This window comes from Lentzea sp. HUAS12, assembly GCF_024125735.1.
GTDB lineage: Bacteria > Actinomycetota > Actinomycetes > Mycobacteriales > Pseudonocardiaceae > Lentzea > Lentzea albida.
The window spans coordinates 8,322,314-8,335,765 of sequence record NZ_CP099738.1 but is presented as its reverse complement, the minus strand read 5'-3'; the positions used below and the strand labels follow the sequence as shown (position 1 = coordinate 8,335,765).

Here is a 13,452-nt window from a genome sequence, read left to right as displayed (position 1 = left end):
CGTTAACAAGGAACCATACCGGCGGCTACCCTGCGGTAATCGTGTGAGACCCCGCACAGGAGCACCTGCACCGATCACGTGGATACCCTCACGGACCATGAACGCAGAACTCACTCGATTCGTGACCGCGATCGACCACGTCGGCATCGCGGTGCCTGACCTCGACGTGGCCATCGCGTTCTACCGCGACAACTTCGGCCTCGAGGTGGCCCACGAGGAGGTCAACGAGGAGCAGGGCGTGCGCGAGGCGATGCTGCACGCGCCCGGCGACCACGGCGGCACCGCGATCCAGCTGCTCGCGCCGCTGAACGAGGACTCGACGATCGCCAAGTTCATCGGCCGCTCCGGCCCCGGCCTGCAGCAGCTCGCCTACCGGGTGTCCGATGTGGACGCCGCGGCGGACGCGCTGCGGGCCAAGGGCCTGCGCCTGCTCTACGACGCCGCCAAGCGCGGCACGTCCGACAGCAGGGTGAACTTCGTGCACCCCAAGGACGCGGGCGGCGTGCTCATCGAGCTGGTCGAGCCTGCGGCTGCCCCAGCGCACTAGCCACGAACGCCAGTTCGCGGTCGATCGGGTCGTCCTCGTCGCTGTGCCGCGCCACCGAGTGCCGGTAGCTCACGGCCAGCGCGAGGAGGGCCGCGGCCGCCTCGACGTCCTTGATCGCGACGGCGGCACCGCCCGCGGCCAGGATGACCTGCTTGATCTGCGCGGCCACGTTGTCGTAGCGCGCCCTCACCGCGTCGCGGACGGCCGAATGCGTGTCCGCCTCGCGCCACAACAGGTGCGAGAGCAGCGGTGACGCGTTCAAGCGCGCGTCGAGCGCGGCGACGAGCCTCCTGAGCGACTCCGCGATGTCGCCCGCGACGACGACCCGGCGGTGGTCGACGGTGCTGTCCGGCAGGCGCGCGACCAGGGCGGCGAGCAGGTCCTGCTTGCGGTTGAAGTAGTAGTGCACCAGGCCCTTGGGCACGCCGGCGCGTTCGGCGATCCGCGAGGTCGGGGTGGCGTCGAAGCCTCCGTCGGCGAACAGCTCCTCGGCCGCGGCCAGGATGCGCTCCTTGGCCGAATCCTCCACGCATCGCCTCCACGGGTGTGTGGGCCCGGGAAAGCTCTCGGGCCCACAGTTCTGCCTGCTGATCAGTGCGGTTGAGCCGCGGCCGAGTGCGCCGCGTTCGCGGCGGGCATGGCCAGCGCTCCCGCGGCGATGGTGAGCACACCACCGACCCAGGAGACCCACGAGGCCGCCATCAGGTCGCTGTAGCCCATCACCCACGGAGAGATGAACAGCAGTGCTCCGAGCACCATCTGCACGTACTCCCCGTAGATCATCGCGGGCCGTGCGAGCTCGACGAGCCCGTCGAGCGCGATGAGCGCGCCGAGCACGATCATCGTCCACATGGCCGCGTTCGAGGTGTCCACGACGAGCGGAGACAGCAGCACCAGCACGCCGATCGCCACCTCGGCCCAGTCCTGCCACCTGGTCCACGCCTTGGTCATCTCCACCACCTCCTCCTTCTCGGACACCTTCGATGCTCCTCCTTGGTTGGCCGCCCGGTCAACTCTTCCGAGTGGAATCCCTCACAGCTGAGATTCTGAATCGGTTACTCCTGAGTAACCTCCGGCAACCTGCGACTATCCCTCACTAGGGAAGGAATGCCGCCGTGCAGAAGATCCTTGACGCGATCCTGGCCGACGAGCTGGACGCGATCGGTTCCTTGGACGTTCCGGAGAGCTATCGGGGCGTGACCGTGCACGCGGACGAGGCCGACATGTTCTCAGGCCTTGAGACGAGGGACAAAGACCCGCGCAAGTCGCTGCACGTCGACGAGGTCGCCACGCCGGAGCTCGGTCCGGGTGAGGCGCTGGTCGCCGTGATGGCCTCCGCGATCAACTACAACACCGTGTGGACCTCGATCTTCGAGCCGGTGTCGACGTTCGGGTTCCTGCGGAAGCTGGGCGGCCGCCACGACCTGCCGTACCACGTCGTGGGATCGGACCTGGCCGGCGTCGTCGTGCGCGTCGGGCCCGGCGTGACCGCGTGGAAGCCGGGCGACCGGGTCGTGGCGCACTGCCTGGACGTGCCGCTGGAGGCCCCGGACGGCCACAACGACACGATGCTCGACCCGCAGCAGCGGATCTGGGGCTTCGAGACGAACTTCGGCGGCCTCGCGGACCTCGCGCTGGTGAAGTCGAACCAGCTGATGCCGATGCCCAAGCACCTCACGTGGGAGGAGGCGGCGTCGCCGGGTCTCGTGAACTCCACCGCGTACCGGCAGCTCGTGTCGACCAACGGCGCGAACATGAAGCAGGGCGACACGGTCCTGATCTGGGGCGCGTCCGGCGGCCTCGGTTCGTACGCCACGCAGTTCGCGTTGAACGGCGGCGCGACGCCCGTCTGCGTCGTCTCCTCGCCGGAGAAGGCGGAGATCGTCCGTTCGATGGGCGCCGAACTGATCATCGACCGCTCGGCCGAGGGCTACAAGTTCTGGAAGAACGAGCACGAGCAGGACCCGCGCGAGTGGAAGCGGTTCGGCGCGAAGATCCGCGAGCTGACCGGCGGCGAGGACCCGGACATCGTGTTCGAGCACCCCGGCCGTGAGACGTTCGGCGCGTCGGTGTTCGTGGCGCGCAAGGGCGGCAAGATCGTGACGTGCGCGTCGACCTCCGGGTACATGCACCAGTACGACAACCGCTACCTCTGGATGAACCTCAAGCACATCCTGTCCTCCCACTTCGCGAACTACCGCGAGGCGTGGGAGGCGAACCGGTTGATCGCCAAGGGAAAGATCCACCCGACCGTGTCCAAGGTGTACTCAATGGACGAAACGGGCCAGGCGGCGCACGACGTCCACCGCAACGTGCACCAGGGCAAGGTCGGCGTGCTGTGCCTTGCGCCGGAAGAAGGTCTTGGTGTCCTCGATCACGAACTGCGCGCGAAGCACCTCACAGCTATCAATCGATTCCGGGGTGTGTGACCTTCCGGGGTTACCCGAACGGGTAGCGTGAGGGGCATGGGCCTCGCCGACGACCGTGACCTCGTCCCACTGGGATCCGGCTTCGACATCGTCAAGCGCGGGTACGACCGCGCCCAGGTCGAGGATCATCTCGAACGCCTCGACTCGGACCTGCGGCTGCTGGCCGCGGACCGCGATGCCGCCGTGTCCCAGACGTCCGACCTGGCGCGCCAGCTGGAAGCCGCGCGCTCGGAGATGACCGAGCTGCGCAACCAGGTGGAGCGCCTGTCGCTGCCGCCGACGACGCTGGAGGGGCTCTCCGAGCGCCTCCAGCGCATGCTGCGGCTGGCCCAGGACGAGGCGAACGAGATCAAGGCGCGCGCCGAGGCCGAGGGCGGGCACATCCGCGCCAAGGCGGAAGCCGACGCGGGCGTGCTGCGCCAGCGCTACGAGAAGCTGATCGCCGAGCTGGACGAACGCCGTGCCGCGATGGAGGCCGAGCACAAGGGCGTCCTCGAAACGGCGCGCAACGAGGCGGAGAAGATCGTCTCGGAGGCGGAGTCCGCCGCCCGCAAGATCGCCGACGAGTCCGAGCAGCGCCGCATCACCGTCGAAGAGGACTTCGAGATCGCGATGGCGGCCCGCAGGTCCGAGGCCATGGCCACGCTCGCCACCCAGGAGGCCACCTCGAAGGGCGAGGCCGACCGCCGCGTCCGCGAGGCGGCCGAGGAGGCGGCCCGCGTCCGCGCGGCCATCGCCCAGGAGCAGGCCACCTCGAAGGCCGACGCCGAGCGCCGGATCCGCGAGGCCACCGAAGAGGCGAACCGCCGCCGCCACGACTCGGTCACCGAGGCCACCGCCCGCATCCAGGAGGCGACCGAGGAGTCGAACCGCCGCGTGCGCGAGGCCACCGAGGAGGCCAACCGCCGCACCACCGCCGCCACCCAGCGCGTCGAACAGCTCCGCAACCTGCGCAACCGCCTGTCGCACCAGCTCCACAACGTGCGGACGGCGCTGCAGGAGGTCGTGCCGCTGCTCGACCCGGTGGAGGAGGAGAAGCCGCCGGCTCCCACCCAGGGTGGGCCCGCACAAGGCGCTCCGGCACAGGGCGGTCAGGTTCAGGGCGGTCAGGTTCAGGGTGCTCCCGCGCAGGCTCCGGTTCAGCCCCAGCCCGCGCCCGCGCAGGCCAAGGCCGCACCGGCTCAGGCCGCTCCGCAGGCACCGGCTCCCCAGGCACCTGCCGTCTCGCCCCAAGCACAACCGCAGGCCCCCGCGGCCACTCCGGCACAGCCACCTGCTCCGGCGCAGCAGGCCGCCCAGGCCCAGGCCAAGCCGCAGGCTCCCGCCGCCCCGAACAAGCCGGCGCAGCCCCAGGCGGCGCAGCTCGACGGCCCCACGGCCAAGCTCACGCGCCCGCAGCCGTCGAAGAAGTGACCTCGTAGACGGCCGGCATCGGCATCGCGCGGCACGACTCCCAGTCCGCGCGGTGCCCCGCCGCGATCAGCGCACGCGACAGGAACGTCCCGTGCGACCCCACCAGCACGGTCGCGTCCGGGTACTCCACAGTCATGCGCGCCAACGCTTTCCCGGCCCGCACCGTCAGCGCGTCCAAGCTCTCCCCCACCCCGTGCGCCGAATCGGGCCGAGCCCAGCTCCGCGCGTACAACGACTCCCAGTCGGCGCTCGGGAGCAGCCCGGACTCCCACTCCCGCAGCTCGGGCCACGCCGTCACCGCGAGCCCCAGCGCGTCCGCGGCCGGTCGAACGGTCTGCACCGCACGCGACTGCGGACTCGACAGCACCGCGACCGGTGCGTACGCGACGAGCCGCGAGACCAAAGCCTCAGCCTGCTCCAGGCCCAGAGCGCTCAGCGGGCGCCGGTCGTCATCGGGCACGCCGAGGCGCGGCGGCACGGACTGCGCGTGGCGCACCAATACGATTCGCGTGGTCACCACACCATCTTGGGGGAACAGGATGTTCGGGAAACCGCTCGGCACAGACGCCGAGCTCAGGCCGTTGGAACCGTGGCAGGCCGAGGAGTTCTTCGCGCACATGGAGCGCGGCCGCGAGTTCATCGGGCAGCACATCGGGTTCGCCGACGCGGCGAAAGACCTGGAGAGCGCGCGCAAGCTGTTGCAGGGCTACGCGGACAAAGCGGCAGCCGACGTCGGACGGATCTTCGGGATCTGGCTCGACGACAAACTCGTCGGCGGGGTCCTGTTCCGCGTGATGGACATCCCGCAGGGACGCGCCGAGGTCGGGTGCTGGCTCGAACCCGCCGCGACCGGCAGGGGGTTGATCACGCGGGCGGCGAGGGTGCTGATCGACTGGGCGATTCGCGAGCGAGGCGTGCATCGGGTTGAGTGGCTGGTGTCGTCGGCGAACGCGCCCAGCATCGCGGTCGCGCGGCGGCTCGGGATGAGCAGGGACGGGGTGCTGCGCTCGTACTCCCTGCACCGCGGGGTCCGCCAGGACGTCGAGGTGTGGTCGGTGCTGGCGCCGGAGTGGGAGAGCTGATGGACGACCTGGTGCTGCTGCACGCTTTTCCGCTCGACGCGCGGATGTGGGACGTGCCGGGCGCGCTCACGCCGTCGTTGCGCGGCCACGGCGAACCCGACCTCGACACCGTCGCGGCTCAGGTCCTCGGCGTGCTGGACGAACGAGGGCTGGACAGCGTCGTGCTCGGCGGTTGCTCGATGGGCGGCTACGTCGCGATGGCGCTCCTCAGGCGTGCGCCGGAACGCGTCAAGGGTCTGGTCTTCGTCGACACCAAGCACACCGCGGACGCACCGGAGGCGGTCGAGAACCGGCACGCCATGGCGGACCGCGTCGAACGCGAGGGCGTCGGCGAGTGGCTGGTGGACGCGATGCTGCCGAACCTGCTCGCCCCGAACGCCTCGGACACCGCACGGGCGTTGGTGCGCACCATGATCCTCGACCAGCGCGCCGAGGACGTGGCGTGGTGGCAGCGGGCGATGGCGAAGCGGCCGGACTCGACGGACGTCCTGGAGTCGCTGGACGTCCCGTCGCTGGTGCTCGTGGGCGAGCACGACAAGCTCACGCCGCCCGACGTGGCCGCGAAGCTCGCCGTGACGCTGCACCACTCCACCAGCGAGCGCATCGAGAACGCGGGCCACCTGCCGCCCGTCGAGCAGCCGGACGAGTTCCGCGCCCGCCTCGAACGGTGGCGCGTGCAGGTCGGGCTCTAGCGGCGTCGCGCGGTCGGCCCACGCCGGCCGCGCGAGTCCCAGCACGCCTGGTGCCAGTGCCGGCGCTCCTCCACCGAACCGGTCTCCTGCGCGGGCCACGCCACGACGTGCGCGACGCCGGGGCGGATCTCGTGGTCGCAGCCGGGGCAGCGGTAGGTCTTCTGCGCCTGTGCTCCCGAGATGGCGCGGACCAGCCAGTCTCCGTCCGGACCCGACTCGGTGCGTGCCCAGCCGACGCCACCGCCGAGTGGTCGGTGGTCTTCCGGCTTGGGGCTGTTACGACGAGGCACGGCCACACGGTAAACCGCTCGTAGAATCGGTCCGTGCCGACCTACGAGTTCCGTTGCCGAACCTGCGACGACACCTTCGACGTGCAGCGACCGATGAGCGAGTCGTCCGCGCCGGCGTCGTGCCCCGAAGGCCATCCCGACACGGTGAAGTTGCTGTCCATGGCCGGGATCGGCGGCACGCAGCAGGCCGCGCCCGGCGGTGGCGGTGGCGGGTGCTGCGGTGGAGGCTGCTGCGGCTAGGTGCCGTCAGGCCGTCTCTCGGTCGATCATCACCTCGGCGACCTTGCGGGCCTGGTCGCAGACGGTGCCGAACTTGCCGCTCGAGTCGATGACGATGATCCCGAGCCCGCCGCCGGCGTAGGGCAGCGCGACGACGCACGACTTGTCGACGTCCGGCTCGTCGGACCGGTCGAGGTACATGACCTTGTGGTCCTTCACGTTCCACTCGCCGGTGGTGCGCTCGATGGTGATCTGCTTGGCCTCGCGGTACCGCAGCGAGACGCCGACCTCCACGTCGTCGACCTTCGTCGTCCAGCGGCACGACTCCTCGAACGTCGAGTCGTAGTTGATCTGCGTGGGCGGCGTCTCGGCCTTGGCACCGGGGTAGGGCAGGTCCGTCCACTTCAGCTTGGCGCAGACGGGCGTGATCTCGCCGTCGATCGGCGCGGTGCCCGGCTCGGTGGACTCGCTCGGGTCCGTGCTCGGGTCCGTGCCGGGGTCGGTGCTCGGGTCGGTCGAGCCCTCCTGGTCGAACGGCGAGGTGACGTCGAGCGGTTTCTGCGCGACAGGACTGCCCTCAACGGTCGTCCGCGCACAGCCGGACGCGAGGACGAGGACAGCCAACAGGAGCACCAGTCGACGCATGGCCACCACCATGCCAGACGCGACATGGTGCCCCTGTTAGCGGCTCATGAGTAGTCGCGGAACCCCTTGCCGGTCTTGCGGCCGAGCCGGCCGGCCGTGACCAGGTGCTCCAGCAGCGGCGCCGGCGCGAACCCGGGCTCGCGGAACTCGTTGTAGAGCGTCCGCTGGATCGCCAGCGACACGTCCAGCCCCACGACGTCGAGCAGTGCGAACGGCCCCATCGGCAGGCCGCAGCCGACCTTCATGGCGTTGTCGATGTCATCGGCCTCGGCGTAGTGGGCCTCCAGCATCCGCACCGCGTCGTTCAGGTACGGGAAGAGCAGCGCGTTCACGATGAACCCGGCCACGTCACCGCAGTGCACGGGGTGCTTGCCTAGGTCGAGGCAGATCTTGCGGGCCGTCGCGACCACGTCGGCACCCGTCGCGATGGTCTCGACGACCTCGACGAGCTTCATGACCTGCGCGGGGTTGAAGAAGTGCAGCCCCACGACGTCCGCGGGCCTGCTCGTGGCCGCCGCGACCTCGATGACGGGCAGCGAGGACGTGGTCGTCGCGAGCACGGCGCCGGGCTTGCACACCTCGTCGAGCGCCGCGAAGACCTCCTTCTTGATCCCGATCTCCTCGGCCACCGCCTCCACGACCAGGTCGCAGTCCGCCAGGTCCACGAACTCCACAGCGGGCGAGATGCGGCTCAGCGCCGCATCGCGGTCGGCCTCCGAAAGCTTGCCCTTGCTCACGGCACGTTCGAGCGACTTGCGCACCGCGCCGATCGCCTTCTCCGCCTTGTCGAGACCACGAGCGCGCAACACCACGTCGTACCCGCGCTTGGCGAACACCTCGGCGATGCCCGTGGCCATCGTCCCGGTGCCGATGACACCGACCCGCTGGACCTCCCGCGCCTGCACCGCACTGTCCACTTCGGACGGCGTGTGCACGTCGTCGACCACAACAGGCGAATCGGGCCCGTCGTAGGTGTAGAAACCCCGCCCGGACTTCCTGCCGAGCAACCCGGCGGTGATCATCTGCTTGAGCAGCGGCGCCGGCGAATGCAACCGGTTGCGCGACTGGTGGTACATCGTGTCGAGGATCTCGTACGCCGTGTCGAGACCGATGAGGTCAAGCAGCGCCAACGGCCCCATCGGATAGCCGCACCCGTACCGCATGGCCGCGTCGAGGTCCTCACGCGTCGCGTACTTGGACTCCAGCATCTTCACCGCGTGGTTGAGGTACGGGAAGAGAAGCGCGTTGGCGATGAACCCGGCCCGGTCCCCGATCACCACGGGCGACTTGCCGAGCCGCTCGGCGAACGCGACCACGTCGGTGATCACGTCCGGCTCCGTGACGACCGTCCGCACGACCTCGACCAGCTTGAGGACCTGCGTGGGGTTGAAGAAGTGCAGCCCGACGACCTTGCCGGGCCGCTTCGTGTGCACGCCGATCTCGGTGATCGACAACGACGACGTGTTGGACGCGATGATCGCGTCGGGCTTCACGATGTCGTCGAGCCGCTGGAAGATCCCCGCCTTGAGCTCGACGCTTTCCGGCACCGCCTCGATGACGAGATCGCAGTCCGCGAGGGTGTGGAGGTCAAGACTGGTGCTGACCCGCGCGTGCAGCGCCGCACTCTCCTCCGCGGTCAACTTGCCGCGTTGCACGGCCCGCGTGGTCGAGTGCTCGAGGTGCCCGAGGCCGCGCTCGAGCCCGGCCGCGTCGACCTCCACCACCTTGACCACGAGCCCGGTGCGCGCGAGTACCTCCACGATGCCCGCGCCCATGGTTCCGAAGCCGACGACTCCGACGGTGTTGATTTCGCGCGCCACTGCAGACCTCCCATGCGGGGTAAAGCGTGGGCTACCAAGGAGTAACTTGCGGGCGACTATGCCACTCCCGGCGCTGGTGGGCGGGGTGAGCTTCGCCATCGGGATCGAAACAGTGATCGGTGCAGGGGGTGGTGGGGCGGGGCGTTTTGGCTGTTGAACCCGTGTGGGGGAACGGTGGGTTGCGCCATCTGAGGGTGGGGACACGAGTGGCGGCTGAGCGGTGGCACCGGCTGGGGGAACGGTGACTGGGGGGTGCCAGCGGCTGGGGCGGCGGCTGGGGTTACGGCCGGGCAGCGGGGTGGCGATCCGGTAGCGGGGTGGCGGCCCGACAGCAGGATGAGGGCGACCTGAGCGAGAAGGCAGCGAACTACAGGGGTGGCAGGTGGCTGGTGACGGGGTGCTGCCCCAGGCTGGTCGTGATGACCGGGCTCGGGTGGCGGCCGCTTGAGGGGAGGCCGAGTACAGGGTTGGAGCCGGACGCACGGCGGTGGCGAGCGGCAGATGGCGGCTAGGCGGTCGTGAGCCAAGCCGTCGTGAGCCAAGCCGTCGGGCATGGCGCGGGCTCGCACCTGTGGCGGCCAGGCGGGCTCGGCCAGGCGGTCGGGCGTGGCGGTCGGGCACCTGCGGCGGTCGAGGACAGGAGGTGTACAGGCACGGGTGGCGGCCGGCGCGAGGATCAGAGCCTGGATGAGGTCGCGAAGCGGGAGCCGCTGCTGCCCCCGCGCGCTTCCTTGTCACGCAACGACCGAGAAGCGACTTCGGTTCCCCGTTGTCCACAGGTTCGCGCGCCGAGCATTTTCCCAGCTCAGAGCGCCCTCCACCTGTGGACAACTCGGGCAAGAGCTAGTCGTCGAAGCCCCGCTCGGCCAGTTCCTCGATTCGGCGCACCGCCTCCTCGGCGTCCTTGCCCGTGGCCACGACGGTGATCGACTTGCCGCCCGGTGCGCTGAGGCCCATGAGGGCCAGGACGCTGGCCGCGTTCGCCTCCTCTGTGCCGTAGCGGACGGTCACGTCGGCGTCCAGCTCTGCCACGGTTCGGGCCAGCAGTGCGGCTGGGCGGGCGTGTAGGCCCACCTCGTTGGTCAGCGGCACCTCTGCTGACACCGCGCCCTGCACCAGGTGCAGGGCGGGGCGGTCGGGGGCGGCGGCCGGGGTTTCGCTCGCGGCGCCTTCTGCTGTCGCTGCCACGTCTGCCAGGGCGGCGCCTCCCTGTGCGGCTACGGCTGCGGCCACGGCGCCTTCCACCAGTGGGGCGTCCACCACCGCGTAGCGGGACGGGTCGTCTGCCGATTCCACGGCCATTTCGGCCGTCATCTTGGCGCTGCCCAGGTCGTACAGCACCACCACGCCCGCGCCGGAGTCCGCGTCCGCCAGGGCTTCGACCACTGCGCCGTAGTCGGTGCCGAGGCCGCCTTCTTCTGTGCCACCGACTGGTTGCACGGTGACGTCCGGGGCCATCTGGGCCGCCAGTTCCGCTACGCCGTTGGCCAGCATGTCGCTGTGGGACACGACCACCAGGCCCACTCGGGTCGTGTCCGTCATGCCTTGGCCGCCGTGTCGGCGAGGGCGCGCAGGAGCAGCGCTGTCGAGCGGGCACCTGGGTCCATGTGGCCCGCGCTGCGCTCGCCCAGGTAGGAGGCCCGGCCCTTGCGCGCGACCATCGGCACCGTGGACGACGCGCCTTCCGCTGCCGCGTCGGCTGCGGCGGAGAGTGTTGCCGCCACCGAGCCGTCGGTGGAGGCGGCGGCGGTGACGGCCGGGGTCAGGGCGTCGACCATCGTCTTGTCGCCCACTGCGGCCTTGCCGCGCGCTATCACGCCGTCGAGTGCCGCTTGCAGGGCTCGGGCGACCAGGGCGCTGTCGAGTTCCGCGGCGTCGCCCAGTGCGGACGACGCGCGGAGGAAGGCGGTGCCGTACAGCGGGCCCGCGGCGCCGCCCACCGTTGAGATGAGCGTGGTGGCCACGAGCTTCAGCACCTTGGCCGGGGTGTCGGGTGGCTCGGCGTCCAGACGGGCCACGACGGCGGTGAAGCCGCGCTTCATGTTCTCGCCGTGGTCGGCGTCGCCGATCGCCTGGTCCAGGCGCACCAGTTCGTCGCGGTGTTCCTGGATGACGGCCGCGGCGGCTCGCACGGCCGCCACGACGTCCGCTGCCGTGCAGCCCACGTCAGACTCCCCACCGCAGTGCGGGCGTGTGGACCGGTGCATCCCACAGTTCGACCATCTCGTCGTCCAGGCGCAGCAGCGAGAGGCTCATGCCCTGCATCTCCAGGCTCGTGATGTACGGGCCCACCAACCTGCGTTCCACCGTGATCCCCCGATCCGCCAGCAGCTGTTCCGCGATGCCGTGCGCCAAGTACAGCTCAAGGAGCGGCGTGCCGCCCATCCCGTTCGTGAACAGCAGCACCCGGTCGCCCGACGCGAACGGCAGGTCGTCCAGGATCGGCTCCAGCAACGCCGACACCATCTCCGACGCCGTTCCCGCCTTCACCTTCTGCCGGCCGGGCTCGCCGTGGATGCCGATGCCGACCTCCATCTCGTCGTCCGCCAGCTCGAACGACGGCGACCCCACGTGCGGCACCACGCACGAGGTCAGCGCCAGCCCCATCGACCGCACCGACGCGATCACCCGCAACGCCAGCGCCTCGCACGCCGCCAGGTCGTCGCCGCGCTCCGCCGCCGCGCCCACGATCTTCTCCAGCAGCACCGTGCCGCCGACGCCGCGGCGGCCGGCCGTGTACAGCGAGTCCTTCACCGCCACGTCGTCGTCGATCACGACCGAGCGGACCTCCGACTCCGCGAGCTCGGCGGCCATCTCGAAGTTCAGCACGTCGCCCGTGTAGTTCTTCACGACCAGCAGCGCCCCCGCGCCGCCGTCGGTGCGGGCGATGGCGTCGACCACCTGGTCCGAGGTCGGCGACGTGAACACGGGCCCCGGACAGGCCGCGTCGAGCATGCCGCGCCCGACGAACCCGCCGTGCAGCGGTTCGTGACCCGAGCCCCCGCCCGAGATGATCGCGACCTTGCCCCGCACTGGCCCACCGGCGCGCACGATGACCGCTGGGTCGTGGTGCACGGCGAGCAGATCGGGATGGGCTGCCTGCATGCCCCGGAGCGCGTCCTGCACCACGGTTTCCGGATCATTGATGATCTTCTTCATCGAACAGCCCTTCCGATCGGCGGTGACCGTGTTCCTTCTTACTCCGGGGGTCTGACACTCGGAACCGGCAAAGGTCCCCGCTACCGTTAGCCTGCCCTAAGAAATGCTGGTCAACATCACTTTCCGTAGCGGAGGAACAACGTCGTGTCGAAGAGAGCAGCGCTGCTCGTCGCAGTCGCACTGGCCCTGACCGCCTGTTCCAGCGCGCCGGACAAGCCGACGGTCGCCCAGGGCGGCGAGGACTTCGGCAAGGCGACCGAGCTGAGCAACGGCTTCGGCACGACGCAGAAGCCCGGCGAGTTCCCCCGCACGATCAAGCACGCGATGGGTGAGACCAAGCTCGAGAAGAAACCCGAACGGGTGATCGTGCTCGACACGGGCGAGCTCGACAACGTCGTGGCGCTCGGCATCAAGCCCGTCGGCATCGCCTACACCGACGGCTCCCCCACCATGCCGTCCTACATCGGTGAGAAGGGCGGCACGCCGGAGAACGTCGGCACCACCAACAACCTCAACCTCGAGGCGATCACGAAGCTGAACCCGGACCTCATCCTGGGCTCGCAGCTGCGCGCGGAGGCCCTGTACCCGAAGCTCGCGGCGATCGCCCCGACGGTCTTCTCCGTGCGCCCCGGCTACGTGTGGAAGGAGAACTTCCTCCTCAACGCCGCCGCGCTCGACCGCCAGGCCGACGCCGCCAAGATGCTCGAGGACTACACGAACAAGGCCACCGAGACCGGCAACGCGATCGAGAAGAAGCTCGGTGTGCGCCCGGCGGTCACGGCGCTGCGCTTCATGCCCGGCCGCATCCGCCTCTACGCCAAGAAGTCGTTCATCGGCACGATCCTGGTCGACGCGAAGATCGGCCAGCCGAGCCCGTCCCAGGTGGACGACCTGGCTGCCGAGGTCAGCGCGGAGCAGATCGGCAAGGCCGACGGCGACTTCATCCTCTACTCCACCTACGGCGACCCGGCCAAGACCGCGCAGGCGTCGGTGCTCGGCGGTCCGCTGTGGACCGGCCTGAACGCCGTGAAGGCGGGCAAGGCCAAGCCGGTCCTCGACGAGACCTACTTCCTCGGCCTCGGCGTGCTCGCGGCGAACGTGGTCCTCGACGACATGAAGACGCAGCTCGGCGCCTGAGAAACCGTGGAGCGGATGC

16 protein-coding genes are annotated in these 13,452 nt (G+C 70.0%); 7 read left to right on the top strand and 9 right to left on the bottom strand.

The features are described 5' to 3' along the window. Positions 1 to 97 precede the first annotated feature (97 nt). Entirely contained in the window at positions 98 to 547 is a 450-nt protein-coding gene (gene mce, locus ND450_RS39080; protein ID WP_089921547.1) for a methylmalonyl-CoA epimerase, read from the top strand. Here the strand turns inward: mce and ND450_RS39075 are convergent. Further along, positions 507 to 1,076 (bottom strand): TetR/AcrR family transcriptional regulator, encoded by a 570-nt coding sequence (locus tag ND450_RS39075; RefSeq protein WP_089921548.1) that lies wholly within the window; start codon positions 1,074 to 1,076, stop codon positions 507 to 509. The two genes, mce and ND450_RS39075, sit on opposite strands and share 41 nt — an antisense overlap. Positions 1,077 to 1,138: 62 nt before the next feature. Further along, positions 1,139 to 1,498: an SPW repeat protein gene (locus tag ND450_RS39070; protein ID WP_089921752.1), complete on the bottom strand. Its 360-nt coding sequence runs from the start codon at positions 1,496 to 1,498 to the stop codon at positions 1,139 to 1,141. Between the two features lie 164 nt (positions 1,499 to 1,662). Between ND450_RS39070 and ccrA the strand changes: the two genes are divergently transcribed. Continuing rightward, a complete protein-coding gene (gene ccrA / locus ND450_RS39065; protein ID WP_253323115.1) occupies positions 1,663 to 2,976 on the top strand; it encodes a crotonyl-CoA carboxylase/reductase in 1,314 nt (437 codons plus the stop codon). Positions 2,977 to 3,012: 36 nt separating this feature from the next. After that, positions 3,013 to 4,389 (top strand): chromosome segregation protein, encoded by a 1,377-nt coding sequence (locus ND450_RS39060; RefSeq protein WP_253323114.1) that lies wholly within the window; start codon positions 3,013 to 3,015, stop codon positions 4,387 to 4,389. On the opposite strand, the gene ND450_RS39055 is transcribed toward ND450_RS39060, so the two are convergent. Continuing rightward, a complete protein-coding gene (locus ND450_RS39055) occupies positions 4,361 to 4,906 on the bottom strand; it encodes a histidine phosphatase family protein (protein ID WP_253323113.1) in 546 nt (181 codons plus the stop codon). The two genes, ND450_RS39060 and ND450_RS39055, sit on opposite strands and share 29 nt — an antisense overlap. A gap of 22 nt (positions 4,907 to 4,928) precedes the next feature. On the opposite strand from ND450_RS39055, the gene ND450_RS39050 reads away from it, so the two are divergent. After that, entirely contained in the window at positions 4,929 to 5,471 is a 543-nt protein-coding gene (locus ND450_RS39050; RefSeq protein ID WP_253323112.1) for a GNAT family N-acetyltransferase, read from the top strand. After that, positions 5,471 to 6,163 (top strand): alpha/beta fold hydrolase, encoded by a 693-nt coding sequence (locus ND450_RS39045; RefSeq protein ID WP_253323111.1) that lies wholly within the window; start codon positions 5,471 to 5,473, stop codon positions 6,161 to 6,163. The genes ND450_RS39050 and ND450_RS39045 overlap by 1 nt, the downstream gene beginning before the upstream one ends. Here the strand turns inward: ND450_RS39045 and ND450_RS39040 are convergent. After that, a complete protein-coding gene (locus ND450_RS39040; RefSeq protein ID WP_253323110.1) occupies positions 6,160 to 6,453 on the bottom strand; it encodes a hypothetical protein in 294 nt (97 codons plus the stop codon). The two genes, ND450_RS39045 and ND450_RS39040, sit on opposite strands and share 4 nt — an antisense overlap. A 33-nt stretch (positions 6,454 to 6,486) precedes the next feature. On the opposite strand from ND450_RS39040, the gene ND450_RS39035 reads away from it, so the two are divergent. After that, complete coding sequence (locus ND450_RS39035) at positions 6,487 to 6,693, top strand: zinc ribbon domain-containing protein (RefSeq protein WP_089921552.1); 207 nt, start codon at positions 6,487 to 6,489, stop codon at positions 6,691 to 6,693. 6 nt (positions 6,694 to 6,699) lie between these two features. Here ND450_RS39035 and ND450_RS39030 read toward each other — a convergent pair whose 3' ends face one another. The 5 genes from ND450_RS39030 to dhaK all read right to left on the bottom strand — a co-directional run bounded on the left by ND450_RS39030 (position 6,700) and on the right by dhaK (position 12,296). Continuing rightward, positions 6,700 to 7,317 carry a DUF3558 family protein gene (locus ND450_RS39030; RefSeq protein ID WP_253323109.1) on the bottom strand — a complete coding sequence of 206 codons (618 nt, stop codon included), beginning with the start codon at positions 7,315 to 7,317 and terminating at the stop codon, positions 6,700 to 6,702. A 44-nt stretch (positions 7,318 to 7,361) separates the two neighbouring features. Next, positions 7,362 to 9,137: a 3-hydroxyacyl-CoA dehydrogenase family protein gene (locus ND450_RS39025; RefSeq protein ID WP_253323108.1), complete on the bottom strand. Its 1,776-nt coding sequence runs from the start codon at positions 9,135 to 9,137 to the stop codon at positions 7,362 to 7,364. A gap of 843 nt (positions 9,138 to 9,980) precedes the next feature. Beyond that, complete coding sequence (dhaM, locus tag ND450_RS39020; RefSeq protein WP_253323107.1) at positions 9,981 to 10,679, bottom strand: dihydroxyacetone kinase phosphoryl donor subunit DhaM; 699 nt, start codon at positions 10,677 to 10,679, stop codon at positions 9,981 to 9,983. Then, positions 10,676 to 11,302: a dihydroxyacetone kinase subunit DhaL gene (gene dhaL / locus ND450_RS39015; protein WP_253323106.1), complete on the bottom strand. Its 627-nt coding sequence runs from the start codon at positions 11,300 to 11,302 to the stop codon at positions 10,676 to 10,678. Before dhaL ends, dhaM begins: the two co-directional genes overlap by 4 nt. A 1-nt stretch (position 11,303) precedes the next feature. Then, positions 11,304 to 12,296, bottom strand: coding sequence for a dihydroxyacetone kinase subunit DhaK (gene dhaK, locus ND450_RS39010; protein WP_253323105.1), 993 nt, complete (start codon positions 12,294 to 12,296; stop codon positions 11,304 to 11,306). Between the two features lie 144 nt (positions 12,297 to 12,440). Here dhaK and ND450_RS39005 point away from each other — a divergent pair, with 144 nt between their 5' ends. Beyond that, positions 12,441 to 13,433: an ABC transporter substrate-binding protein gene (locus tag ND450_RS39005; protein WP_089921558.1), complete on the top strand. Its 993-nt coding sequence runs from the start codon at positions 12,441 to 12,443 to the stop codon at positions 13,431 to 13,433. Positions 13,434 to 13,452 lie beyond the last annotated feature (19 nt).